Source organism: Bradyrhizobium sp. FW305-F6, assembly GCF_058782905.1.
Genome location: NZ_JBYSYD010000002.1, coordinates 1,245,655 through 1,268,185 on the forward strand (window position 1 = coordinate 1,245,655; position 22,531 = coordinate 1,268,185).

25 protein-coding genes are annotated in these 22,531 nt (G+C 64.0%); 7 read left to right on the top strand and 18 right to left on the bottom strand.

The genetic code is table 11. The features are described 5' to 3' along the window. The first annotated feature begins 298 nt into the window (after nucleotides 1-298). Both AC3WLX_RS17190 and AC3WLX_RS17195 read left to right on the top strand, forming a co-directional pair. Nucleotides 299-2,464, top strand: coding sequence for a malate synthase G (locus tag AC3WLX_RS17190; protein ID WP_492336839.1), 2,166 nt, complete (start codon nucleotides 299-301; stop codon nucleotides 2,462-2,464). Between the two features lie 130 nt (nucleotides 2,465-2,594). Then, a complete protein-coding gene (locus tag AC3WLX_RS17195) occupies nucleotides 2,595-2,795 on the top strand; it encodes a CsbD family protein (RefSeq protein WP_257192866.1) in 201 nt (66 codons plus the stop codon). 135 nt (nucleotides 2,796-2,930) lie between these two features. Here the strand turns inward: AC3WLX_RS17195 and AC3WLX_RS17200 are convergent, their stop codons facing one another. The 3 genes from AC3WLX_RS17200 to AC3WLX_RS17210 all read right to left on the bottom strand — a co-directional run bounded on the left by AC3WLX_RS17200 (nucleotide 2,931) and on the right by AC3WLX_RS17210 (nucleotide 4,715). Next, complete coding sequence (locus tag AC3WLX_RS17200; protein WP_008546817.1) at nucleotides 2,931-3,086, bottom strand: Thivi_2564 family membrane protein; 156 nt, start codon at nucleotides 3,084-3,086, stop codon at nucleotides 2,931-2,933. Nucleotides 3,087-3,280: 194 nt separating this feature from the next. Then, nucleotides 3,281-3,925: a DUF2865 domain-containing protein gene (locus tag AC3WLX_RS17205; RefSeq protein WP_492336840.1), complete on the bottom strand. Its 645-nt coding sequence runs from the start codon at nucleotides 3,923-3,925 to the stop codon at nucleotides 3,281-3,283. Nucleotides 3,926-3,941: 16 nt separating this feature from the next. After that, nucleotides 3,942-4,715: a L,D-transpeptidase gene (locus AC3WLX_RS17210; RefSeq protein ID WP_291626956.1), complete on the bottom strand. Its 774-nt coding sequence runs from the start codon at nucleotides 4,713-4,715 to the stop codon at nucleotides 3,942-3,944. Between the two features lie 207 nt (nucleotides 4,716-4,922). On the opposite strand from AC3WLX_RS17210, the gene AC3WLX_RS17215 reads away from it, so the two are divergent. From AC3WLX_RS17215 to AC3WLX_RS17225, 3 genes are all read left to right on the top strand, one after another. Beyond that, nucleotides 4,923-6,035, top strand: coding sequence for an AI-2E family transporter (locus AC3WLX_RS17215; protein ID WP_291626954.1), 1,113 nt, complete (start codon nucleotides 4,923-4,925; stop codon nucleotides 6,033-6,035). Nucleotides 6,036-6,114: 79 nt separating this feature from the next. Further along, nucleotides 6,115-6,486, top strand: coding sequence for an ElaB/YgaM/YqjD family protein (locus tag AC3WLX_RS17220; RefSeq protein WP_291626952.1), 372 nt, complete (start codon nucleotides 6,115-6,117; stop codon nucleotides 6,484-6,486). Nucleotides 6,487-6,575: 89 nt separating this feature from the next. Further along, the gene (locus AC3WLX_RS17225) at nucleotides 6,576-7,031 is read left to right on the top strand and encodes a hypothetical protein (protein ID WP_492336841.1); all 456 of its coding nucleotides are present in this window, start codon (nucleotides 6,576-6,578) and stop codon (nucleotides 7,029-7,031) included. 27 nt (nucleotides 7,032-7,058) lie between these two features. Here AC3WLX_RS17225 and AC3WLX_RS17230 read toward each other — a convergent pair whose 3' ends face one another. From AC3WLX_RS17230 to AC3WLX_RS17240, 3 genes are read right to left on the bottom strand one after another with little or no spacing between them, the layout of a single operon-like run. Then, entirely contained in the window at nucleotides 7,059-7,241 is a 183-nt protein-coding gene (locus tag AC3WLX_RS17230) for a hypothetical protein (RefSeq protein WP_492336842.1), read from the bottom strand. Continuing rightward, on the bottom strand, nucleotides 7,238-8,446 hold the full coding sequence (locus AC3WLX_RS17235; protein ID WP_492336843.1) for a PepSY-associated TM helix domain-containing protein: 1,209 nt from the start codon (nucleotides 8,444-8,446) through the stop codon (nucleotides 7,238-7,240). The genes AC3WLX_RS17230 and AC3WLX_RS17235 overlap by 4 nt, the downstream gene beginning before the upstream one ends. 9 nt (nucleotides 8,447-8,455) lie before the next feature. Then, a complete protein-coding gene (locus AC3WLX_RS17240; RefSeq protein ID WP_492336844.1) occupies nucleotides 8,456-10,558 on the bottom strand; it encodes a TonB-dependent siderophore receptor in 2,103 nt (700 codons plus the stop codon). Between the two features lie 586 nt (nucleotides 10,559-11,144). Between AC3WLX_RS17240 and AC3WLX_RS17245 the strand changes: the two genes are divergently transcribed. Both AC3WLX_RS17245 and AC3WLX_RS17250 read left to right on the top strand, forming a co-directional pair. After that, nucleotides 11,145-12,287, top strand: a complete 1,143-nt coding sequence (locus AC3WLX_RS17245; protein WP_492336845.1) for an OpgC domain-containing protein — start codon at nucleotides 11,145-11,147, stop codon at nucleotides 12,285-12,287. A gap of 36 nt (nucleotides 12,288-12,323) precedes the next feature. After that, nucleotides 12,324-12,968, top strand: coding sequence for a TetR/AcrR family transcriptional regulator (locus tag AC3WLX_RS17250; protein ID WP_492336846.1), 645 nt, complete (start codon nucleotides 12,324-12,326; stop codon nucleotides 12,966-12,968). On the opposite strand, the gene AC3WLX_RS17255 is transcribed toward AC3WLX_RS17250, so the two are convergent. The 12 genes from AC3WLX_RS17255 to urtD all read right to left on the bottom strand — a co-directional run bounded on the left by AC3WLX_RS17255 (nucleotide 12,965) and on the right by urtD (nucleotide 22,529). Further along, on the bottom strand, nucleotides 12,965-14,626 hold the full coding sequence (locus tag AC3WLX_RS17255) for a CHASE domain-containing protein (RefSeq protein ID WP_492336847.1): 1,662 nt from the start codon (nucleotides 14,624-14,626) through the stop codon (nucleotides 12,965-12,967). The two genes, AC3WLX_RS17250 and AC3WLX_RS17255, sit on opposite strands and share 4 nt — an antisense overlap. Before the next feature lie 305 nt (nucleotides 14,627-14,931). After that, nucleotides 14,932-15,555, bottom strand: coding sequence for an urease accessory protein UreG (gene ureG, locus AC3WLX_RS17260; protein ID WP_291623138.1), 624 nt, complete (start codon nucleotides 15,553-15,555; stop codon nucleotides 14,932-14,934). 39 nt (nucleotides 15,556-15,594) lie between these two features. After that, entirely contained in the window at nucleotides 15,595-16,323 is a 729-nt protein-coding gene (locus AC3WLX_RS17265) for an urease accessory protein UreF (protein WP_492337313.1), read from the bottom strand. Further along, nucleotides 16,304-16,912, bottom strand: a complete 609-nt coding sequence (locus AC3WLX_RS17270) for an urease accessory protein UreE (protein ID WP_492336848.1) — start codon at nucleotides 16,910-16,912, stop codon at nucleotides 16,304-16,306. The genes AC3WLX_RS17265 and AC3WLX_RS17270 overlap by 20 nt, the downstream gene beginning before the upstream one ends. 12 nt (nucleotides 16,913-16,924) lie before the next feature. Then, complete coding sequence (locus AC3WLX_RS17275) at nucleotides 16,925-17,224, bottom strand: putative quinol monooxygenase (protein ID WP_027573733.1); 300 nt, start codon at nucleotides 17,222-17,224, stop codon at nucleotides 16,925-16,927. 128 nt (nucleotides 17,225-17,352) lie between these two features. Continuing rightward, entirely contained in the window at nucleotides 17,353-19,068 is a 1,716-nt protein-coding gene (gene ureC / locus AC3WLX_RS17280; RefSeq protein ID WP_492336849.1) for an urease subunit alpha, read from the bottom strand. 34 nt (nucleotides 19,069-19,102) lie between these two features. Beyond that, nucleotides 19,103-19,426 (bottom strand): HD domain-containing protein, encoded by a 324-nt coding sequence (locus AC3WLX_RS17285; protein WP_492336850.1) that lies wholly within the window; start codon nucleotides 19,424-19,426, stop codon nucleotides 19,103-19,105. Nucleotides 19,427-19,429: 3 nt separating this feature from the next. Further along, nucleotides 19,430-19,735, bottom strand: a complete 306-nt coding sequence (locus AC3WLX_RS17290; protein ID WP_094976737.1) for an urease subunit beta — start codon at nucleotides 19,733-19,735, stop codon at nucleotides 19,430-19,432. Nucleotides 19,736-19,866: 131 nt separating this feature from the next. Beyond that, entirely contained in the window at nucleotides 19,867-20,169 is a 303-nt protein-coding gene (locus AC3WLX_RS17295; protein WP_007605424.1) for an urease subunit gamma, read from the bottom strand. A 36-nt stretch (nucleotides 20,170-20,205) separates the two neighbouring features. Beyond that, a complete protein-coding gene (locus AC3WLX_RS17300; RefSeq protein WP_492336851.1) occupies nucleotides 20,206-21,036 on the bottom strand; it encodes an urease accessory protein UreD in 831 nt (276 codons plus the stop codon). Between the two features lie 32 nt (nucleotides 21,037-21,068). Continuing rightward, a complete protein-coding gene (urtE, locus tag AC3WLX_RS17305) occupies nucleotides 21,069-21,764 on the bottom strand; it encodes an urea ABC transporter ATP-binding subunit UrtE (RefSeq protein ID WP_291623153.1) in 696 nt (231 codons plus the stop codon). A 3-nt stretch (nucleotides 21,765-21,767) separates the two neighbouring features. Continuing rightward, complete coding sequence (gene urtD, locus AC3WLX_RS17310) at nucleotides 21,768-22,529, bottom strand: urea ABC transporter ATP-binding protein UrtD (protein ID WP_130363273.1); 762 nt, start codon at nucleotides 22,527-22,529, stop codon at nucleotides 21,768-21,770. Between the last annotated feature and the right edge of the window lie 2 nt (nucleotides 22,530-22,531).

Consider the following 22,531-nt stretch of genomic DNA (forward strand, 5'->3'; position numbering starts at 1 on the left):
CTGCATAGGGACATCCTCAGAGTCTCAATAGTCCCAGCGCGGAGACACCCTCTCCCCAACCCTCCCCCGCATGCGGGGGAGGGAGCGCAGTTGTGCGCGTGGTGCGGAGTCGGGCCCAAGTCTGTAACGGCGTGCCAATCCAGAACCTCGTCTTGACATTTTGACAAGTCCTCAGGGGTCTTCTCACCGCCCCTTTTTTGGGGCTAATAGGCCCGGAAAGCTGCCCCGCGTGGGCGCATTTTGCTGCTGTCGGGTCAAAAGCAGCCAAAAACAGCCATTTCCAACAAGAAAGCCCATCATGAAACGCGTCGACGCCCACGGATTGAAGATCGCCCCCGTCCTGTTTGACTTCATCGCCAAGGAAGCGGCCCCGAAAACGGGGATCGCGCCGGATGCGTTCTGGGCCGGGCTTGCCGGCATCATCAAGGAGCTGGGACCGAAAAACCGCGAGCTGCTCGCGTTCCGCGACACGCTGCAGGCCAAGATCGACGACTGGCACCGCGCGGGCAAGGGCAAGGCGTTCGACCTCGACGCCTATACTGCCTTCCTCAAGGAGATCGGCTATCTCGTCCCGGAGCCGGCGACCCAGAAGGTCGAGACCGCCAATGTCGACGAGGAGATCGGCCAGATCTGCGGCCCGCAGCTCGTCGTGCCCCTTACCAATGCACGCTATGCGCTGAATGCGGCAAACGCGCGTTGGGGCTCGCTCTATGACGCCTTCTACGGCACCGACGCGATCCCGCACGATCCGTCCGAGAGCGGCAAGGGCTACAACAAGGCGCGCGGCGACAAGGTGATCGCCAAGGCCAAGGCGTTCCTCGACGCCGCCGTGCCGTTGGCGACCGGCAGCCACACCGACGTCACCGCCTACAGCGTCGTCGCGGGCCAGCTCGCGGTGAAGCTGAAGAGCGGCAATGCGACCGCGCTGAAGAACGCGGATCAGTTCGCCGGCTTCCAGGGCGATGCGGCCGCCCCGAGCGCGGTGCTGCTCGTCAACAACGGCCTGCATATCGAGGTCAAGATCGACCGCAGCAGCGCGATCGGCAAGGACGATCCGGCTGGCGTCGCCGACATGATCATGGAAGCCGCGGTCTCCACCATCCTGGACATGGAGGACTCGGTCGCCGCAGTCGATGCCGAGGACAAGGTGCTGGTCTACCGCAACACGCTGGGCCTGATGAACGGCACGCTGTCGGCCGATTTCGAGAAGGGCGGCAAGACGCTGACGCGCTCGCTCAACGCCGACCGCAGCTACAAGACGCCGGACGGCAAGGGCGAACTCAAGCTGCACGGCCGCAGCCTGCTCTTGATGCGTAACTGCGGTCACCACATGTTCACCGACGCGGTGCTGGACGAGAAGGGCGAGGAAGTCCCGGAAGGCCTGCTCGATGCCGCCGTGTCCGGCCTTCTCGCCATTCACGACCTCAAGGGTCTCTCCAACGTCAAGAACAGCCGCACGGGATCTGCGTATATCGTCAAGCCGAAGATGCACGGCCCCGACGAGGTGTCGCTGACCTGCGAGATCTTCGATCGGGTCGAGAAGATGCTGGGGCTGCCCGAGAACACGCTCAAGGTCGGCATCATGGACGAGGAGCGGCGCACCACCGTCAACCTCAAGGCCTGCATCCAGCGCGCCTCCAAGCGCATCATGTTCATCAACACCGGCTTTCTCGACCGCACCGGCGACGAGATCCACACCTCGATGGAAGCGGGTCCCATGATCCGCAAGAACGAGATGAAGGCGCAGGCCTGGATCAAGGCCTATGAGGACTGGAACGTCGACATGGGCCTCACCTGCGGCCTGCCCGGTCACGCCCAGATCGGCAAGGGCATGTGGGCCGCCCCGGACAAGATGGCGGACATGCTGACGCAGAAGATCGGCCATCCGCAGGCCGGCGCCACCACCGCCTGGGTGCCCTCGCCGACGGCCGCGACGCTGCACGCGCTGCACTACCACCAGGTCAACGTGACCGCACGCCAGCAGGAGCTGGCAAAGGGCGGACCGCGCGCGAAGCTCTCGGATATCCTGACCATCCCAGTGTCGAAGTCGAACTGGGCGCCAGACGACGTCAGGCAGGAGATCGACAACAACTGCCAGGGCATTCTGGGTTACGTCGTGCGCTGGATCGACCAGGGCGTCGGCTGCTCCAAGGTGCCCGACATCCACGATGTCGGCCTGATGGAAGACCGCGCCACCTTGCGCATCTCCAGCCAGCACCTCGCCAACTGGCTGCACCAGGGCGTCATTACCGAGGCCCAGGTGATGGAGTCTCTCAAGCGCATGGCCATCGTGGTCGACAAGCAGAACGCCGGCGATCCCATCTACAAGCCGATGGCACCCGCCTTCGACGGCGTCGCCTTCAAGGCTGCCTGCGACCTCATCTTCAAGGGGCGCGAGCAGCCGAACGGCTACACCGAATACATCCTCACCGCACGACGCCGCGAAGCGAAAGCGCTCGGCTGAGCCACGTCACAGGAACACCAAAAGCCCCGGCTTACCCCGGGGCTTTTTTGTTGGACGAAACGTGGCGACGTGCCGCGGAACCGGCCGCACGGAGGTCGCGTTGTCCGACCATCAACAAAGGGAGTTGGTCATGGACTGGAATCGCATTGAAGGAAACTGGAAGCAGTTCAAGGGCTCGGCCAAGGAGAAGTGGGGCAAGCTCACCGACGATGACCTCACCTTGATCGAGGGCCGCCGCGAGCAGCTCGAGGGCCGGCTGCAGGAACGCTACGGCAAGGCCAAGGACCAGGTCCGCCAGGACGTCGATGACTGGCTCAAAGGCCTGCACTGAAGCAACACGAACGAAGCCCCGGCGACAGCCGGGGCTTTTGTCTTGAGGTGTAGCCTGTATGAGCGAAGCGATATCCGGGACTTTTGTCGTGTTGTCCCGGATGTCGCTTCGCTCATCCAGGCTACGGTGCCTTCGCTAGAACACCGCGAGATATTTCAGCAACGACACGATGCCGATGATGATCACGATCACGCGGGCGATCTGCTTGGCGCGACCGTCCATCGGCAGCATGTTGATGAGATAAAGCACGAGAATGACGACGAGGAAGGTGACGAGTACGCCGACCAGCATTGAGTCCCCCCTTTAGGCAGGTTGATCCAGTATTATCAACGCGCCGCTCCAATGCAGGTTCCATACATGCAACCTGCTGCAAAATCTAGAAATTTCCTTGCCTGAAGCAGAGAATGTGCCGTCTGCGGTCGTGACTCGATCGGAAGGGCGCGCTCGTCTACGCTGTCGGCCGCGACCCTCTCGAAATGTTCATCCTACTCCTTCGCCACCACAGGGACCTGGCGGAATCTGGCGCGCACCGAATCCGGCAACGGCGAGAAATTCATCGCGACGCCGCGGCGGTCGTTGGCATTGCGGCTGGCAACCACAAGGCCATTGGCGCCGGCGACGATGTCGCCCTTGCGCAAGGTCGGATCCTCCTCGGCCTTGACGGATGCGAGCCCGACCGGGTCTTTGCCGTTGCAGGTGCAGCCGGAGACCATCTCGGTGCGATAACGAAACGCGTTCGGCAGGTCGGAATACGACTTTCCGTTCGCGGTCGTGGCATCGTCGATGTTGCCGCCATAGACCAGCGAGGTTTCCGAAGCCGGACAGAAGCTCTTGCAGGATTGCGCCTTGCTTTCGGCGTCGTTGCCTTGTGCAGGGAAATAGCGGCCGTCGCAGCTGCGCACGCAATAGGCGATGCCGCCTCCGTAGGACGCACGCTGGCGCGGTACCTCGTAGCGCTCGTCGGTTGGGAAAGGCATACGGATCTCCGGCGGCGGACGCATTCGGAATCCGCCGAACAGCCCCGAGAAGAAATCCTGCGCATGCGCCGACGGCGCCACCGTCATCCCGGTGGAGGCAACGACCAAAGCCACCGTTGCGCCAGCCAGTTTACCAATCAGCCGTCTCGCCATAGGACCCCGCACAGTCTCAGTTCACAGCCGACGTGGTGATGTTCAGCGCTTGCCGACCCGATGGCAGCGTCGTCACGGCCTGGCGCTTGCGCACGGCATCGCCGCCCCTCGCCATCAACGGCGCGTTCTTCGGCAGCACTACGACCTTCGCGCCGACATTGACACGGCTGAACAGGTCGGTGACGTCCTCGTTGGTCATGCGAATGCAGCCGGACGAGACGAACTTGCCGATAGTGGAGGGATCGTTCGTGCCGTGGATGCGGTACTGGCTCGAGCCGAGATACATCGCGCGCGCACCGAGCGGATTGCCGGGTCCGCCGGCGACGAAGCGCGGCAGATAAGGCTGGCGCGCGATCATCTCCGCCGGCGGACGCCAGTCCGGCCATTCGGCCTTGCGGCTGACGCTCTGAACGCCCGACCACGTAAAGCCTTCGCGCCCGACGCCGACGCCGTAGCGGATCGCGCGGCCGTTGCCGAGCACATAATACAGATAGGTATTGTTGGTATCGATGACGATGGTGCCGGCCGGCTCGCTTCTGTCGAAGCTGACGATCTGCTTGCGCAGACGGTCGGACAACTGGGCATCCTCGTCGGCGGCCTGCGGAGCCTCGTTGAGGTCGTCCTGAGAATAGTCTTGGTCCTGCGCGTATAGCGGAGACTGCGTCGGCAGGTAGCCGAGGGTCTGCGCGCTGGCGCTCCCGAAGGATAGCGCGAGGAGGGCGGTGGTGAAGGCAAACGTGGTTACTGCGCGCGGAGAGACGCTGCGACGGACTGCTGAGAACGTTGTCATGTGCTGCCCCGTGATCTGTGCATCAGGGTGATGCGCTGGCCAACAAACTCCGCCGACGGCATCCGAGTTCCGGGGCGCCATGCGGCGGCGAGGTCACAGTCAAGAGAGGGGCTCTTCACGAAGCCGCGATGGAACCGCCGGCTCGCTGATACGTTCTCCCTTTCATAATGGGCGCGCGGATGGTGGCTTCCGGGCGGGAGAGATATCGTGCGCGTCCTTCCGAGTGAACGTCTGATTTCCGGCAACAGTGAAGGCGAGCCGCTTCCTGAAGGCCGTCAGGAGCTGCCGCCGTTGATCCGGCGCACCGAGTTCACCGCCTTCGCGCTCGCAGGCTTGCTCCTGATCGCCATCGCCGCCGTGCTTTATCTCGGGAGGGCATTCTTCCTCCCGGTGGTGATGGCGTTCGTCATCGGCACCATGCTGTCGCCCGCGGCGAGCTTCCTCGAGCGTTGGAGGGTGCCCCGTTCGGTCGCCGCCGTGCTGATCGTGGTCGCGGGAACCGCGGTGGTCGCCTTCGTCGTTGCGTTGATTGCTTCCCCGGTCATGGAATGGAGCACGCACCTGCCGGAGCTCGGCGCGCAGCTGAAGGCCAAGCTGCACGTGTTCGACCGTCCGCTTGCGCTGTGGCGGGAGATGCAAGCCATGCTCGGCGGATCGGAAGGATTGCCGAGCCTTCAGATGCCGAAGATCGAGTGGGTGCAGCCGACGCTGGAATTCCTGTCACCGACGTTTACCGAATTCGTGCTGTTCTTCGTCACCCTGATCCTGTTCATCGCGAGCTGGCGCGACCTGCGGCGGGCCATGATCATGACCTTCAGTGATCATGACGCGCGGCTGCGCACGCTCCGGATCCTGAACGAGATCGAGGTGCATCTCGGCAACTATCTGCTGACCGTCACGCTCATCAATGTCGGCGTCGGTGTCGGCACCGGCCTGATCTGCGCGCTCACTGGCATGCCCAATCCGGCCGGGCTGGGCGCACTGGCGGCAACGCTCAACTTCATCCCGATCATCGGCCCCGTGGCGATGTTCGCGGTCCTGGTCGTGGTGGGACTGATCGCATTTCCAACCATCGGCGGCGGCCTGATGGCCGCGCTCGCCTTTAGCGGCCTCACCTTTGTGGAAGGACATTTCCTCACGCCGATGATCATCGGGCGACGTCTGGCGCTGAATGCGCTCGCCGTGCTGCTTGCGCTGGCGTTCTGGACCTGGTTGTGGGGACCGATGGGCGCGTTTCTGTCGTCGCCACTCCTGATCGTCGCCCTGATCCTGAAGGAGCATCTCTTGCCGAACAATTCGCCGCAGCTCCCGCAAGCCTGATCAGGTTTCACCAAAGGGAACTTACCGGGCGGCGAGACGTTCTCCGCCCATCTCAGCCTTGAACAGCTCGGAGTTTCCGATGTCCACGACCAATGCCGAAGCCGGGATGAGAGACTGGACCGACAAAGCCACCCGAGACCGCCTCGAGAAGGATGTAGCAGCCGTGAAAAGCGATATCGCCGCCCTCACCGACCAGATCACCGATGCGATCAATACCTTTGCCAATTCCACCAGCAAGCAGGCCCGCCGCGGCTATCGGCAGGCCCGGGAAAACGTGGATTCCGCGATGGACGACATGAGTGAGCGCAGCAGCGCGATGATGGAAGCTGCGCACGACGCCTACGGCTCGATCGAGGAAACGCTGGAAGAGGCGATCACGCAGCGACCGCTCGCGACCGTCGGACTGGCGCTCGGCATCGGCTTTCTGATCGGCGCCGCCTGGCGCCGGTAAGATCGCCAACGCTATCGAGGTCGTGTCGGCGGCGGGTCGCCGCTGCCGGCCCGTTACCGTGCGGCTCGCCGTGATCGAGGAGTAAGGCCATGTTTCAGCGCATCATCGACGGGATCAGTGCATCCACCGGCACGACGATCCGGCTGACCTCCCTTGCCGCCGGCGCAGCCTTCGCGCTGCTGGTGACGACCGGCTTCCTTTGTGCCGCCGCCTTCATCTCGGTCCTGCAGAAATATGGCCCGGTGCAGGCCTGTCTTGCCGGCGCCGGCATCTTCTTCCTGCTGACGCTGACCGCGGCAGGCTCCTATTTGGGCTACAAGCGCCAGGTGCAGACGCGCGCCCGGATCGCGGCCGAGCGCGCGGCCAAGTCGGCCGCGCAGAGCGTGATTGCAGATCCAATGCTCCTCGCCACCGGTCTACAGATCGTTCGCGCCATCGGTGTGAAGCGGCTGTTGCCGATCCTGGCCATCGGCGGCGTCGCCCTCGGCATCCTCGCGAGCCGCGCCGGCGCGGCCGACGAGGCGTCGGCAGAACCTGCCGAGTAGCGGCGGGGCGCCCAGGGCCGCTTGCATCTATGCCCGGCTGCGAACAACGCAGATCGCGGCCACGGCGAGCGGAGCGGTCAATGCGATCCACGACAACGGCAGCCATATCCCGGTCTGGCCGATCAAGGCAGCCAGCAGCCCAAATACGTTCAAAGCCGCGAACAAGGCCGGCCAGCGCCAGATCAGCCGAGGCGAACGAGTGCCCGTCATTCAGCCGCTCCCGGCAACGGCATGGCGACTGCGGAATGCCGCTGCGCTCTCGCGGCACGCGACCGTGACAGCCAGAGATACAGCCCGCTACCAAGCACGACGATGGTCACGAGGTCGAGCAGCACCCAGATGATCTTCAGCGGCATGCCGCCGTAATCGCCGAAATGCAGCGGGCGAGACAGCTCCAGCGCGCGCAGATACCAGGGCATAGCCACTGCCGACACCAGCGCGCCGCTCCTGGCATCGACCAGCACCGGGCTGAACAGACGCGAGGTCAAAGGCTCCCTCCCCTTGGTCCAGACCACGTAATGGAAGGGCGATCCGAAGGGCGCGCCCGGATAAACCACGCTGGTCGCGATCATCTCGGGGAATGCCGCTTTTACCGCGTCAAAGGCTGCCTGAGGCGACGAGAGTTCGGAAGTCTCCGGCACCGGCTTGCCTTGCATCGGCGCCAACAGCGCGCGCACATCGGTTTGCTGCCACAGCGCGAACAGCGGGGTCGAGAGTTCGTTGATCACGCCGGTCGCGCCGACCACCAGGGCCCAGCCGAGCGTCACGACGCCGAGCAGATTGTGCAGGTCGAGCCATCTCAGCCGCGGCGATCGGGCCGCCCGCACGATGCCGAAATCGAGCTTGCGCATGAATGGCCCGTAGATGGCGATACCGGAGACGATCGCCGCGACGAACAGCAGAGCCATCCCGCCGAGAAACAGCTCACCCGGCAGTCCCGCGAACAGGTCGCGATGCAGCGTGAGCATCAGTTGCAGGAAGGTCAGCCCGTCCGCACCGAACGGCTTCGTCTGCTTCAGTACGTCACCGGTATGGGCATCGAACCGGATCGAGTACAGCGCTTTGCGGTTGGCGTTGTACGCCGCCCACGAACTCGCCATGTAGACCATGATCTTGGGCTCGTCGTCATCGACGAATACCGAGATGATGGTCTCGCCGGGATACAGCTTCCGGCTGACCTCGACGATCCGGTCGAGACTGACATTGGGCGTGCCCTCCGGCACCTGTGCGTAGGGCAAGGCGTCGTCGAGCAGGCCGTCGATCTCGTCCCTCAGCACCAGCGGCAGGCCGGTGATGCAGATCAGGAGCAGGAACAGCGTGCAGATCAGGCTCGACCATTTATGCACGAAGAGCCAGCGCCGTAGCGCCGGCTTCCGTTCATAGACACGTTCTCTGGAAATCGCCTGGTCGGTCATCGCGAGCCCCTACCAGCGGTATCGCAACGTCGCGATGACGTTGCGGCGCAGGCCATAGTAACAGCCGACGTCCTGGCAATAGGTCACATAGGTCTTGTCGAACAGATTGGTCGCGTTGACCTGCGCCGAATAGCCTTTGAACATCGGCCCCAGGGCCGAGAAGTCGTAATGGATCGCCGCATCGAACAGCGTCACGGCCGGGACATAGAAGGTGTTGGCCGTGTTGCCGGGAAGTTCGCCGATATAGCGGACGCCGCCGGAGAGGCCGAACCCGTCCAGCGGACCGCCGCGGAACGTATAGTCCGCCCAGGCCGAGGCGGAGTTCATGGGAAAGCCGACCGGATGCTTACCGAACTGCGTCGCGGTATTGGTCTTTGTCACGACGTTGTCGAGATAGGTGTACGAGGCCAGCACCGTGAGCTCGCGACTGATCTCGGTCTTCGCCTCGAACTCGACGCCGCGCGATCGGACCTCGCCGGTCTGGACGCGCGAGCCGACCGGATGGGTCGGATCGGTATCCGGCGTCAACACGTTCTGCTGGACCAGATTGAACGCCGCAATCGTGTACAGCGATTTTTCGTTGGGCTGATACTTGATGCCGGCCTCCTCCTGCTGACCGGTCGTCGGCACGAAGGGACGGTTGAGAGCATCGGTTCCGGCGGTCGGCTGAAACGATTCCGTGTACTGGACATAAGGCGCAACGCCGTTGTCGAATTTGTACAGCAGCGCAGCACGTTTGGTGACCGCTGTGTCGGATTTTGGTGCGATCGTGGTGACATTCGATGCGAGCGACGTGCTCTCGGTGCGGGACTGGGCGAGATCATGACGGATGCCAAGCAGCGCCACCCAGCGATCGTACTTGATCTGGTCCTGGATATACTCGCCGAGCTGCTCGATCCGCTGGCGATTTCTGGTCGTGAATGGCACCGGTCCGAACGGCGTACCATAGACCGGATCGAAGGCGTTGATCGACGGCACGGAAGCAAGCAGGCCGTTGAGGGTCTTGTCGACGCCGTTCCGGTAATCGACGCCGGCGAGCACGGTGTGCTCGATCGGGCCGGCGAAGAATTTCGCCTCGACTTGATTATCGACGGCGATGGAGTGGATGGTTTCCTGGGTGGTGTAGGCGCCCCGGGTCATATTGGTGGGATCGGTGCCGGAGTTGGGGGACACCACAGCGAAATCGGTGCTGAGATCGGTGTAGCGCAGGTTCTGCCGCACCTTCACATTGTTGTTGAAGCTGTGATCGAACAGATAGCCGACCGAGCCGTAGGTGCGATCCGTCTTGTCGAAGCCCGGCTCGCCCGAATAGAAGCTGGTCGGGATGAAGCTGCCTTTGTAGGGCGTGATGGTGCCGATTCCGCGCGGCAGCAGCTGATTGTAGAACCCGGCCTTGGGATCGCGCTGATAGGTGCCGAGCACCGTCAGCGTGGTATTGTTGTCCGGACGCCAGGTCAGTGACGGCGCGATGGAAATGCGCTGGTAATCGCCATAATCGACCTGGCTGCCGACGTCGAAACCGGACGCCGTGAAGCGGTAGAGAAACTCCTTGTTCTTGTCGATCGGCCCGGACAGGTCGATGCCGGCTTGGGCGCGGCCATAGCTGCCGGTCGAGACGAACATCTCGTGATAAGGCTCTAGCGTCGGGCGCTTCGAGACCATGTCGACGAGACCTCCCGGCGACGACTGGCCGTACAGGATGGAGGCTGGGCCGTGCAGGACTTCGACTCGCTCGAGATTGAATGGCTCGACGAGGGAGTAGGCGAAGATGCCGAAATTGAGCAGCCGCAGTGAATCCAGATACTGGTCGGCGAGAAATCCGCGGACGTAGACTGCATCGGTGCGACCGTCGGCGCCGGCGAGCTCGCCGCGCGTACCCGGCGTATAGCGCACCGCCTGCGTGATGCTCTGCGCGCCTTGAGCCTGGATCTGATCCTGAGTAACGACCGAGATCGCTGCCGGTGTCTCGATCAGCGGCGTGTCGGTCTTGGTGCCGGTTGCGCTCCGCGTCGCGACCACGCCGTCGACGTGACCGAAGGCCGATTCCTTGCGATTCGTGCTGGCGCCGGTCCCGGCTGCAGCGGCGGCGCGGGCGGCTGTGTTCGCGCGCAAGGCGGCTCGCGTGCGGGCCGCGCTGCGGTTGCGCGAGGACGACGTATTCGCTCGCTTCGGCGATGCGCTGCTCTGGACGATCACCGGAGTGAGCTCGGTGCCCGCCCCGCCGGTCGATCCCGCCGCCGCTGATTGGGCTGCCGCCCCTCCCGTAACAACAATCAAACCGATCAAGCTGACGGCCCCCATGAGCCGCCAACGCCCCACTTCCAAAACGCCCACTGCAAACTTCCCCAGGTTCAGACTGCGAATGGATGCAGCCGGAACAACGAGTTACCGCAGCGGTTCAATGCGGGGTGATGGAAGCCTTCAACATTACAGGTTTTCTATTTCCAGACTGGGAAGGCGCTGCAACCCGGAACCGAATGGTGCAACGCTGGGCGTGGCCGGCGGCCGCAGCCAGGTTCATTGCTTTTGCAGAAGCCACGGCCGGGCCGGTCGGATGAAGACGTGGAGACGGCTCGGATGCCCTGCGCAATTCTGCATCATTGGGCTTGATTGCCCTGCCACTCACGCAAACGCTACTCGGATGGGCAGTCGGTTGCCGCTAAAAGCATCATCCTGATTCCCAAAGCTATTTTACTCAATGAAACCGTCCGTCAAGGCGAACCTCGCCGCATTCCAGCACGACGCCAGGCTCTATCTGACCCTCGGCATCGCCAATTGGTCCATATTCGTCGACCATATTCCAAACAACGTCGTCAACCTGCTGACACTGCGCAACTTCGGCTTCAGTGGCGCGGCGGACCTGTTTGTGTTCGTGGTGGGCTACGGCGTTGCCATCATCCATGGCAGGATGGCGCTGGAACGCGGTTACGTCGTCGCGGCAACACGGATCTTTCGCCGCGTCTGGCGGCTCTACGCCGCCTATGTCGTGCTGTTCGTGATCTATATCGACTTCATCGCCTATGTCGCCTCGCAGTCGAGGGCGCCGGAGATCATCCACCAATACAATATCTCCGGGATTCTGGATCATCCGCTCCGCATCCTGATCCGCGGCCTCGTGCTCCAGGAAGAGCCGCTGAACCTCGACCTGCTGCAGCTGATGATTCCGCTGATGGCCTTCTTCCCCTTGGCGCTGTGGGGCCTGTTGCGACGGCCGAACGTGACGCTTGCCGCGTCCATTGTGCTCTATCTTGCCGCTCGCTGGTTCGGCTGGAGCTTTTGGGTTTCTCCGGACCAGGAATGGACCTTCAATCCGCTCTGCTGGCAGATGCTGATGGTGCTGGGCGGCTGGTTCGCCGTCACCGGTGCGTCCGGGCGGGCGCTACGCGATCTTCCCTGGCTGCGGATACTCGCCGGTAGCTATCTGGTCTTCGCGCTGGCGGTCACCCTGTTGCGCCGTTCGCCGGAATTGTCCGCCTATCTGCCGGACCTTCTCCTCACCACCATCGCGCCGACCGACAAGGAGGACCTCGCGCCTTATCGCGCGGTTCACTTCCTCGCGCTCGCCCTCCTCGCGACCCATATTGTCCCCGCCGACCACCCGGGGCTGCGGTTGAAACCGCTTCAGGCGGTCACCCGATGCGGTGAGGAATGGCTCGCCGTGTTCTGTGTCGGCGTGTTCCTGTCCTTCGCGGGCCATCTCATCCTGATCACCGGACCCAACCTGTTCGTGATGCAGATCGTGGTGAGCATCATCGGCTTCGCCGCGATGACCGCGGTCGCCTACTACGTCGCCTGGTCGAAGTGGCAGGACCTGCCTGCCGCCCTGCGGCAGCAGGCCTAGATCCGATTCTGCTAGGCCGAAGGCCGGGGCTGCGCTATGCCGGAAATTCTGCGTGAGGAGACCGGCGTGGCGATGGAGAAAGGCGGGGGTGATGAGGCTGACAACGCGCCCCGGCGCGGCCGGCCGAGGTCAATCGAGACCACCAACGCCATTCTCGAAAGCGCCTATGCGCTGATGGCGTCCACCGGCCTTGCCGCCACCACCATCGACGCCATCGCGCGGCATTCCGGCGTCTCCAAGATGACGGTCTACAAATGGTGGCCGTCCCGCGAAGCGCTCTTGATCGACGCCTTTCTTCACCATGCCGCGCAGATGCTGCCGCTGCCGCCGGCGAGCTCCGGCAACCCCGCGGCGCGCGCGCGCCGCCACGCGGCCGCCTATGCCGAGGCCCTCCAGGGCGAGTTCGGCAAGGTCCAGCTCGCCGTCGTATCCGAATGCATCTCCAAGACCGGCTCGGCGGAGCTGTTCTATGCGCGCTATCTGCAATTCCGCCGCGACGCGCTGGTCGGGATGATCGCCGCCGGTCAGAAGGACGGCAGCATACTGGCCGAGGGGCCTCCCGAGGATCTCTACGACGCGATCTACGGCAGCCTGTTCTATCGCTACGTCTTCGGCATCGCGCCGGTCACGCCGGCTTACGCGCGCAGCCTCGTCGATCTCGTGCTGCGGCCCAAGGGCTAGCTGCGCGAGGGCCTGACCGGCGCCGAGATCTTGTCGGTGCGGTCACGCTCGGTCATGTCGACCACCGTCTCCATCGGCGCGGTCAGTTCATAGACGTAGGAGACGTCGGTGAAGAAGCGCTTGGCAGTCCCGCCTAACGCCTCGGGCGCGACGCGATCGAGAAGGATCAGGCCGAAATCGGAATCCGGCCGGCGCGTCGCCTCGCTGGTGTTGAACTCCTCCCAGCGGAAGTGGAAAACCTCGGCGCCCTGCTCGCCAGTCACCGTCCAGTTGGCGGTGATGTGCGGATGCTTTCCCACCAGCGACAGTCCCTCGTCGGAATGCGAAGCGAGCTCGAAGAACAGCAGCGAGAGGCTCTGCGCCGCGCGTGCGCTGACGGCGATGTCGGGACCGGTGACGGCGATGCGGTCGGCGTGCGGGATGGCCCGCGCCTCGAACAGGCCCTTCAACTTGACGCCCTGCCACTGGCTCTCGCTGAGCAGCGAAACCACGTTGGACATGGCGTGGATGCGCCCGATCAGGAGCTCGCGTGCGACGTCGATGTCAGAACCGTGGCGCAACGTGCGCGTCACGATCGACTGGATCACCGCCAGGATGTTCTTGACGCGGTGGTTGAGCTCGTCGATGACCGCGGTCAGCCGGCGCTCGAACCCGATCCTGACCTGGATCTCGCGGCTGAGCCGCAGATTGTTGTAGGCGACATAGCCGAACAAGCCGCACACCATTGCGGTGATGGCAAAGCCGATCGCCGCCACGATGATCGCGGTCTGCTCGGCGCGGCGTACCGAGTTGGACTTGGCGTAATAGGCGAGCTGCCAATCGCGTCCCCCGAAGCTGACCGTACGCGTGGCCGACGGCGCCGGCCCCTCCGCGGCCACCCTGCGGGTGGAAACCACGCCCTCCTGGTTGGCGATCAGTTCGCCGCTCTCCTTGCGCGGATCCCTGAGCGCGACCGCGAACAACGACATGTCGTCATTGGTCAGCATCAGCGTGGCAAGCTCGTAGGAGAATGTGACGAACCCGGCCGGCTCCACAGCTCCCTCGGGAACGACGGGCGCGGCCACGATGATGCCGATCGTGCCTTTGTCATGGATCAACGGCACCGGATCCGAGGCGACAGTCCTCTTCTCCGCCCGTGCTCGCGACAGCATGGCGCTGCGGACTGGATCCTGATCGTAGCTGCGGCCGGGCAGCGCCTTGGTCTCGTTGCTACGGGGCTCGAGATCCAGCAGCACGTCGATCGGCCGGGTGACATCGGCAGGATTGATCGGCTTGTCGTCGTAGCCTCGAATTTGTGGATTGGGGAAGCCGGCGGCGGCGATGGCGGCCTGCGCGGCGGCAATCTCGTTCGGCTGGAGCCGGGCCACCCAGCCGGCCACGACGAAATCGGTCTTGAAGGCGTAGATCGCCGAGCGCAGCGGCTCCAGCATGTTGGGCTTGATCACGGATGGCGCGCGGAACAGGCCTGAGGCGACACGCGCGAGCAGCTCCCGCTCGGTGAGGCGGTCCTGCACGAGGCTCGCATGAACGTCGATCGCACGCGCGAGCGCGATCCGGTCCAGCGCCAGCTCCTGGTCATGGACGCGATAGGCCGCGAGCCCCGAGAGCAAGGCTCCGAGCAGAGCGATGAAGCCGATGATGAAACCCAGCCTGACCACGCGACTACTCAGGCGAAAGCAGGAGGTCGGCAATGAACACGGAGCATATGAATGCCGCTCGAACGGCCTCGGGCCGAAGCAGGGTCAACGCAAACCCCAGTGGCGGAGATAATGAAGGAGGAGGCATCAGTACGCAACTTGGGTCGCCTGAAAAGCTTAATCCGCCCGGCCGATTGTCTGGCCGGGAAGAATTGGCCCCCGGGCACCAGAGGTAATTAATCGCCGTGTCCGAAATTTGTTCCGCGGCTGCGTCACTATTCGGGCGTTAACGGATAAAAAACACCTGCGCCGGCGGCCGCGTCCGGTCAACCCGCCCGTTTCAGACCGCCCTTGGTCTCGATGAAGCCAACGATGCGGTCGAGGCCCTCACTTTTCTTCAGGTTCGTCATGACGAAGGGGCGCTCGCCGCGCATGCGCCTGGCGTCCGTTTCCATCTTCTCCAGGGAGGCGCCGACATGAGGCGCGAGGTCGGTCTTGTTGATGACGAGCAGATCGGACCGGGTGATGCCGGGACCACCCTTGGAGGGAATCTTGTCGCCGGCCGCCACGTCGATCACATAGATGGTGAGGTCGGCCAGCTCCGGAGAGAAAGTGGCGGCGAGATTGTCGCCGCCGGACTCGATGAGGACGAGATCCAGCCCGGGAAACTTGGCGCGCATGTCCGCAACCGCAGCGAGATTCATCGAGGCATCCTCGCGAATCGCGGTGTGCGGGCACCCGCCAGTCTCGACGCCGGCGATGCGGTCCGGCGTCAGCGAGCCCGAGCGCACCAGGAACTCGGCATCCCATTTGGTGTAGATATCGTTGGTGATCGCCGCGATGTCGTAGCGCTCGCGCATGGTCTTGCAGAGCAGATCCATCAGCGCGGTCTTGCCCGATCCGACCGGGCCGCCGACGCCGACACGCAGAGGGCCGTGGGATTTCGACATGTCACATGCTCTTTCTCGATGGGTTGACGGCCGCACCGCTCACGAGCGGAACAGCCGCGTATATTGCGTCTCGTGCCGCAAGCTGGCGAGATCGGCGCGGAAAGTCGCGCCGCCGAGATCGTCCAATGCCGCACTCAGGGCGCGATGGGCGGTTGCGGCCACGGCGGTTTCCAGCCGCACCAGCGCACGCTGGCTATCGGTCTGGCCGAGCGGAATGAGCCGGCTGGCCGCAGAAATCCAATTCGAGACCAGCGCATGCAGGAAGGCGTGCAGCGTCGGCGCCAGCGGCACGCCATGCATCGCGGCGACGACACCGACCGCCACCGGATAGACCAGTGGATTGCGGCATGCGGCAACCATCGCATCCAACCCGTCGGCATCCCACGCGGCGCGGGCGATCTCGATGAAGGCGCGGCCTTGCGACGTCGTTTCCAGCTGCCGCTCGCGCGACGGCACGAAGGCGGCGGCAAGCTCGGCGAGTTCGCTCAAAGCGGCAGGCTCGTCCGCTTCCGCGGCACGATAGGCATGGACCAAAAACGTCGCGTCACAAAAGCCGGAGCCGTCGCCGAGCATCGCATCGAGCCAATCCGTCAGCGAGGCAACGTCGGTGACGTCTCCCGCCTCGACGGCCCATTCGATGCCGCTGGAATAGGAGAAGCCGCCGACCGGGAACGCCGGCGACAGCCAGGTCATCAGCCGGTACAGCGCCGCGGCCTCGCCCTCGGCGAGAGTCCCGGCGCCAACCGGCTCATTTGTGGTCATGAGCATGCTTGTGGCCGTGGTGATGGTCGGGATGGTCACAGTGCTCGTCGTCGTGATGATGGTGTTCATGGCCGTGGTCGTGACCATGATCGTGGTGGCCATGATCATGGTGATGAGGACCATGGTCGTGATGCCCGTGATCATCGTGCCCATGCGCGTGGCCGGCATCGGCGTAAGCCCCGCCCTCGGGATCGAACGGCGCCTCGATCTCGATCACGCGAGCACCGAGGCCCTTCACCATGGCCTCGATCACGTGGTCGCGGCGGATGCGCAAGGCCTTGGCCAGGATCTGCGTCGGCAGATGACGGTTGCCGAGATGCCAGCCGACGCGAACGAGGTGATGCGGATCGCGACCGCGGATCTCGAGCAGCGGCTCGGCAGCCGCGACCACTTCGATCAGCCTTCCGTCCTCCAGCACCAGCGCGTCGCCGCCGCGTAGCGCGACGGCCTGCTCCAGGTCGAGCAGGAATTCGAGCCCGCGGGTGCCCGTCATCGCCATGCGGCGGCGATGACGGTCGTCGAAATCGAGCACGACCGTATCCGCCGGCGCTTCCGTGAAGCGATGCTGTCCCTTGACCTGCGTCGCGCGGATCATGCGTTGACCTCTTTACCGTGTCTCGACCTTCTCGGGCGTGATCACCTCGATCTTAGGCGGTGCCGTGAAGCATTTGACAGCGACGCGGCCGAACGTCTTCATGTGCTCCATCCCCCGGTGCGGCACCAAAGCCTCGGCATTCTCCCACTGCTCGACGAACACCATCTTGCTGGGATCGGTGACGCTCTCGTGCAGATCATAGGCGATGTTGCCGGGCTCCTTGCGGGTTTCCTTGATGCAGGCGGTGGCCGCTGCAATGAATTCCGCGCGCGTTTCGGGCTTGATGGTCAGGGTAGCAACGACGTAGATCACGAGAAATCCTCCCGGCTTTTCTTCTCAGGGTACGATACCGGGCGGGACATTAGACCAGGCGGGACCGAACGCAAGATCGCAAAAAGGCCGCCCCGGACACCGCCGGGGACATGCGTTGAGGCGCTATTTCAGTACATGAAATATCGCTGCGCCATCGGTAACACCTCCGCAGGCGCGCAAGTGAGCAGCTCGCCGTCGGCGCGCACCTCATAGGTCTCCGGATCGACCTCGATATTGGGCGTGGCGTCGTTGTGGATCATGCTCTTCTTGGAGATCTTGCCCCGGGTATTCTGGACGGCATAGAGCTTCTTCTCGATGCCGAGCTTGCGCGCCAGCCCGCCGGTCACGGCGGCCTTCGAGGTGAAGACCACAGATGACGCCGTGCGCGCCTTGCCGAAGGCGCCGAACATCGGCTGGTAGTGCACCGGCTGCGGCGTCGGGATCGAGGCGTTGGGATCGCCCATGGGCGCGGCGACGATCGTGCCGCCCTTGACGATGCAGTCGGGCTTGACGCCGAAAAAGGCCGGCGACCACAGCACGAGGTCGGCGAGCTTGCCCTTCTCCACCGAGCCGATCAGCTTCGACACGCCATGCGCGATCGCGGGGTTGATGGTGTACTTGGCAATATAGCGCTTGACGCGGAAATTGTCGTTGTCCCTGCCCTTGTCCTGCGGCAAGGACCCCCGCTGCTTCTTCATCTTGTCGGCAGTCTGCCAGGTCCGGATGATGACTTCGCCGAGACGGCCCATCGCCTGGGAATCCGAGGACATCATCGAGAGCGCGCCGAGATCATGCAGGATGTCCTCGGCGGCGATGGTCTCCTTGCGGATGCGGCTTTCGGCGAAGGCGAGATCTTCCGCAATCGAAGGGTCGAGGTGGTGGCAGACCATCAGCATGTCCAGATGCTCGTCGATGGTGTTGCGGGTGAAGGGTCGCGTCGGGTTGGTCGAGGACGGCAGCACGTTCTTGAGGCCCGCGACCTTGATGATATCGGGGGCATGGCCACCACCCGCGCCTTCGGTGTGGAAGGCGTGGATGGTGCGGCCCTTGAAGGCCTTGATGGTGTCCTCGACGAAGCCGGACTCGTTCAATGTATCGGTGTGGATCATCACCTGGATGTCGTGGTCGTCGGCAACCGACAGGCAATTGTCGATCGCCGCCGGCGTCGTGCCCCAGTCCTCGTGCAGTTTCAGCGCACAAGCGCCGGCCCTGATCATCTCAACCAGCGCGGCAGGACGCGAGGCGTTGCCCTTGCCGGAAATGCCGAGATTGACCGGGAAGGCGTCGAACGACTGGATCATCCGCCCCATGTGCCAGGGACCAGGCGTGCAGGTGGTGGCGAAGGTGCCATGCGAGGGGCCGGTGCCGCCGCCCAGCATCGAGGTGACGCCGCTCATCAGCGCGTGCTCGATCTGCTGCGGGCAGATGAAATGGATATGGCTGTCGAAGCCGCCGGCGGTGAGGATCTTGCCTTCGCCCGCGATCACGTCGGTGCCGGGGCCGATGATGATGGTGACGCCGGGCTGGATGTCGGGATTGCCGGCCTTGCCGATGCCTGCGATCATGCCGTCCTTGATGGCGACGTCGGCCTTCACGATACCCCAATGATCGACGATCAGCGCATTGGTGATGACGGTGTCGGCCGCGCCCTGCTTATTGGTGACCTGCGACTGCCCCATGCCGTCGCGGATCACCTTGCCGCCGCCGAACTTCACCTCCTCGCCATAGGTGGTGAAGTCCTTCTCGACCTCGATGATGAGGTCGGTGTCGGCCAGCCGCACCCTGTCGCCGGTGGTGGGGCCGAACATGTCGGCGTAGACGGAACGCTTCATCTTGACGGACATCACAAGCCCCGTTTGCGATTGAATATCTGGTTGGTCACAGCAAGGCCCTTGCTGCTTTCACGGTATCGTCGAATTTTGTATCGAGCCATGGATTGCCGCCGCGGCAAGAGGCGATGCGTTCCGAGAATTTCTCCACCAGCTCTTCGCGCGTGGTGTCGGCATCCTCGATGGTGTCATGCAGCCAGCCGGCCGCAACCGGTTCGGCATCGACGCCATCGATCGCCGTTGCCAACAGGTTCGCGACCTCGGCCAGATGATTGATATAAGGCTCGTTGCCGCGCCCCTTGCGCGCCATGCCGCTATGCCGACACGCAGCCAACTCGGCAGCTTCGGAAATGAGACAGACGGGTGGCCGCATGCCTCACAGTTTCCCCATCACGTCACCGCGGAAGCCGTAAATCATCTTCTTCCCCGCCACCGCGACAAGCTGCACGTCGCGAGTCTGGCCGGGCTCGAAGCGAACGGCGGTGCCGGCGGCAATGTCGAGGCGCATGCCCCGGGCCTTCTTGCGGTCAAACTTCAGCGCGGGATTGGTCTCGAAGAAATGGTAGTGCGAGCCGACCTGGATCGGGCGGTCGCCGGTGTTGGCCACCGTCAGCGTCACGGTCTTGCGGCCGGCATTCAGCTCGATCTCGCCGTCCTGGATGAAGAGTTCGCCGGGAATCATGTGCTACCTCGTCTTGCTCTGCTGCGTCATGGCCGGGCTTGTGCCGGCCATCCACTTGGCGTCACCTGGTTCGAAGGTCGTGGATGCCCGGGACAAGCCCTGGCATGACGGTGTTGATATAGCGCCGTGTCTCACCTGATCGGCTCATGCACGGTGACGAGCTTGGTCCCGTCAGGAAAGGTCGCCTCGACCTGGATGTCGTGGATCATCTCGGGAATTCCCGGCATCACCTGGTCGCGGGTCAGAACCTGCGCGCCGGACTGCATCAGTTCGGCGACGGTGCGACCATCGCGCGCGCCTTCGAGGATGAAGTCGGAGATGATCGCGATCGCCTCGGGATGGTTGAGCTTGACGCCGCGATCCAGCCGGCGGCGCGCCACGATCGCCGCCATCGAGATCAGAAGCTTGTCCTTTTCGCGGGGAGACAGGTTCATGAAGAATCTCTTCCGTTCAACACGTCAATTCCGTCATCAATTCAGCCAGAGCCGCGGCAGCGCCGCGCCGGTGCGCGCCAGCACCCTCATCATGTCGGCGCGCAAGCCCGCCGCATCTTGGGCACAGAACCGCGCCATTGCAAAGCCATTCCAGGCGGATATCCCGACTTCCCCGGCGAACGAGTCCGAGGCCTCGCGAATGCGCTCGACCAGGGTCTCGTCACCGGGCACGATCAGGGCCGTGCCGATCGCCGCGCCACCTTTGGCGACTGCGGACCGCGCGAGCTTGGCGCCGATGTCGCCGGTGAGCCTGACCGTCTCGGCGAACACCAGCCTGCCGCCACGCCGCAGCCGCCAGCGGTCGATGAACTCGCCCTGGTCCATCCGCTCGCCCATGGCAGTGCGGCCGAACACGACGATCTCGCAAAGCAGAAGAGAGGCGGCTTCGTCGAGCACGATGTCAAAGCGACGGTGGACGCGGGCGCGATCGAACAGGATCGTCTCCTGCGGCAGCCAGGCGAGATGCGCGCCTGCATCGACCTTCAAGGATATGTTGAGCTGGGCCGCGGTCCCGGGGGCACGATAGACCTTTTCGGCGGCGGCGGTCGTCAACGTCAGTTGCGAGCCCTGGCCCGCCGTGATGTCGACGTCGAAACTATCCCCGCCGGCGACCCCGCCGGCCGTGTTGACGAACACGCCGGAGAGCCCCTTGCCTTCCGGCGATGGAAAGCGCACGCGCAGCGAGCCGGATTCATGCAAGACGCCGCGCCGTGTCACCCCCTCGCGGGCATGAACGTCGAAGCGCACGGCGCCGCGGGCGCGGTTAGACTCGAAAACCGCGGATGTGACCGAAACGTCGCTGCGCATCCGCCTCCCCAGCCGGTCGTCGCAGAATGAACCTAAAGCGCCATCTGGCGGCTGATCTCGCTCGCGTCGAGGCTGGCGCGATCGCAGGTGAACTTCACCGCCCCGCGGTCCATCACCGCGAAACTGTCGCCGAGTTCGCAGGCAAAGTCGAGATATTGTTCGACCAGCACGATGGCGATGTTGCCGAGGTTGCGCAGGTAGGAGATTGCGCGGCCGATGTCCTTGATGATCGAGGGCTGAATGCCCTCGGTCGGCTCGTCGAGCAGCAGCAGTTTCGGCCGCATCACCAGCGCCCGTCCGATCGCGAGCTGCTGCTGCTGGCCGCCGGAGAGGTCGCCGCCGCGCCGGCCGAGCATGGATTGCAAAACCGGAAACAGCGAGAAGACGTCGTCCGGAATGTGCCTGTCCTCGCGCTTGAGCGGACCGAAGCCGGTCTTGAGGTTCTCCTCGACCGTCAGCAGCGGAAAGATCTCGCGGCCCTGCGGCACGAAGCCGATCCCCTTGCGCGCTCGCTCGTACGGCTTGAGGCCGGTGATATCGCTGCCGTCGAACACGATTGCGCCCGAAGAGATCGGATATTGCCCGACCATCGCGCGCAGCAGCGAGGTCTTGCCGACGCCGTTGCGCCCGAGCACGCAAGTGACCTTGCCGGGCTCGGCCGAGATCGAGACGCCGCGCAGCGCCTGCGCCGCGCCGTAGAACAGATTGATGTCCTTGACCTCAAGCATCGTTCAGCGTCCCAAATACACTTCGATGACCCGTTCGTTGGACGAGACCTGGTCGATGGTCCCTTCCGCCAGCACGGTGCCTTCGTGCAGGCAGGTGACCTTGACGCCGAGCTCGCGCACGAAGGTCATGTCGTGCTCGACCACCATGACGGTGTGGGTCTTGTTGATTTCCTTCAGCAGCTCGGCGGTGAGGTGCGTCTCGACGTCGGTCATCCCCGCGACGGGCTCGTCGACGAGCAGCAGCTTGGGGTCCTGCGCCAGCAGCATGCCGATCTCCAGCCATTGCTTCTGGCCGTGGCTGAGGCTGCCGGCAAGGCGGTTGCGGGCCTCGGTGAGGCGGATCGTCTCCAGCACCTTGTCGATGCGCTCGGACTCCGCCTTGCTGCCGCGCCAGAACAGCGTGCCCCGGACCGAGTGATCGACATTGAGCGCGAGCAGCAGGTTGTCCTGCACGGTCTGGCTCTCGAACACGGTCGGCTTCTGGAACTTGCGGCCGATGCCGAGCTCGGCGATACGGGTCTCGTCGAGCCGCGTCAGATCGGTGACGCCGTCGAACAGAACCGTGCCTTCGTCAGGCTTGGTCTTGCCGGTGATGATGTCCATCATCGTGGTCTTGCCGGCGCCATTGGGACCGATGATGGCGCGCATCTCGCCGGGCGCGAGCGTCAGCGACAGATTGTTGATGGCATGGAAGCCGTCGAACGAGACGTGCACGCCGTCCAGGTAGAGCATCGCGGAAGTCGCGCGGGTGTCCATGACGTTCATGA

Excerpts from the sequence above, each read along its gene's own strand:
- AC3WLX_RS17190 (WP_492336839.1), top strand. The coding sequence starts at position 299 with ATGAAACGCGTCGACGCCCACGGATTGAAGATCGCCCCCGTCCTGTTT.
- AC3WLX_RS17195 (WP_257192866.1), top strand. The coding sequence starts at position 2,595 with ATGGACTGGAATCGCATTGAAGGAAACTGGAAGCAGTTCAAGGGCTCG.
- AC3WLX_RS17200 (WP_008546817.1), bottom strand. The coding sequence starts at position 3,086 with ATGCTGGTCGGCGTACTCGTCACCTTCCTCGTCGTCATTCTCGTGCTT.
- AC3WLX_RS17205 (WP_492336840.1), bottom strand. The coding sequence starts at position 3,925 with ATGGCGAGACGGCTGATTGGTAAACTGGCTGGCGCAACGGTGGCTTTG.
- AC3WLX_RS17210 (WP_291626956.1), bottom strand. The coding sequence starts at position 4,715 with ATGACAACGTTCTCAGCAGTCCGTCGCAGCGTCTCTCCGCGCGCAGTA.
- AC3WLX_RS17220 (WP_291626952.1), top strand. The coding sequence starts at position 6,115 with ATGTCCACGACCAATGCCGAAGCCGGGATGAGAGACTGGACCGACAAA.
- AC3WLX_RS17225 (WP_492336841.1), top strand. The coding sequence starts at position 6,576 with ATGTTTCAGCGCATCATCGACGGGATCAGTGCATCCACCGGCACGACG.
- AC3WLX_RS17230 (WP_492336842.1), bottom strand. The coding sequence starts at position 7,241 with ATGACGGGCACTCGTTCGCCTCGGCTGATCTGGCGCTGGCCGGCCTTG.
- AC3WLX_RS17235 (WP_492336843.1), bottom strand. The coding sequence starts at position 8,446 with ATGACCGACCAGGCGATTTCCAGAGAACGTGTCTATGAACGGAAGCCG.
- AC3WLX_RS17245 (WP_492336845.1), top strand. The coding sequence starts at position 11,145 with ATGAAACCGTCCGTCAAGGCGAACCTCGCCGCATTCCAGCACGACGCC.
- AC3WLX_RS17250 (WP_492336846.1), top strand. The coding sequence starts at position 12,324 with ATGCCGGAAATTCTGCGTGAGGAGACCGGCGTGGCGATGGAGAAAGGC.
- ureG (WP_291623138.1), bottom strand. The coding sequence starts at position 15,555 with ATGTCGAAATCCCACGGCCCTCTGCGTGTCGGCGTCGGCGGCCCGGTC.
- AC3WLX_RS17265 (WP_492337313.1), bottom strand. The coding sequence starts at position 16,323 with ATGCTCATGACCACAAATGAGCCGGTTGGCGCCGGGACTCTCGCCGAG.
- AC3WLX_RS17270 (WP_492336848.1), bottom strand. The coding sequence starts at position 16,912 with ATGATCCGCGCGACGCAGGTCAAGGGACAGCATCGCTTCACGGAAGCG.
- ureC (WP_492336849.1), bottom strand. The coding sequence starts at position 19,068 with ATGTCCGTCAAGATGAAGCGTTCCGTCTACGCCGACATGTTCGGCCCC.
- AC3WLX_RS17285 (WP_492336850.1), bottom strand. The coding sequence starts at position 19,426 with ATGCGGCCACCCGTCTGTCTCATTTCCGAAGCTGCCGAGTTGGCTGCG.
- AC3WLX_RS17290 (WP_094976737.1), bottom strand. The coding sequence starts at position 19,735 with ATGATTCCCGGCGAACTCTTCATCCAGGACGGCGAGATCGAGCTGAAT.
- AC3WLX_RS17295 (WP_007605424.1), bottom strand. The coding sequence starts at position 20,169 with ATGAACCTGTCTCCCCGCGAAAAGGACAAGCTTCTGATCTCGATGGCG.
- AC3WLX_RS17300 (WP_492336851.1), bottom strand. The coding sequence starts at position 21,036 with ATGCGCAGCGACGTTTCGGTCACATCCGCGGTTTTCGAGTCTAACCGC.
- urtE (WP_291623153.1), bottom strand. The coding sequence starts at position 21,764 with ATGCTTGAGGTCAAGGACATCAATCTGTTCTACGGCGCGGCGCAGGCG.
- urtD (WP_130363273.1), bottom strand. The coding sequence starts at position 22,529 with ATGAACGTCATGGACACCCGCGCGACTTCCGCGATGCTCTACCTGGAC.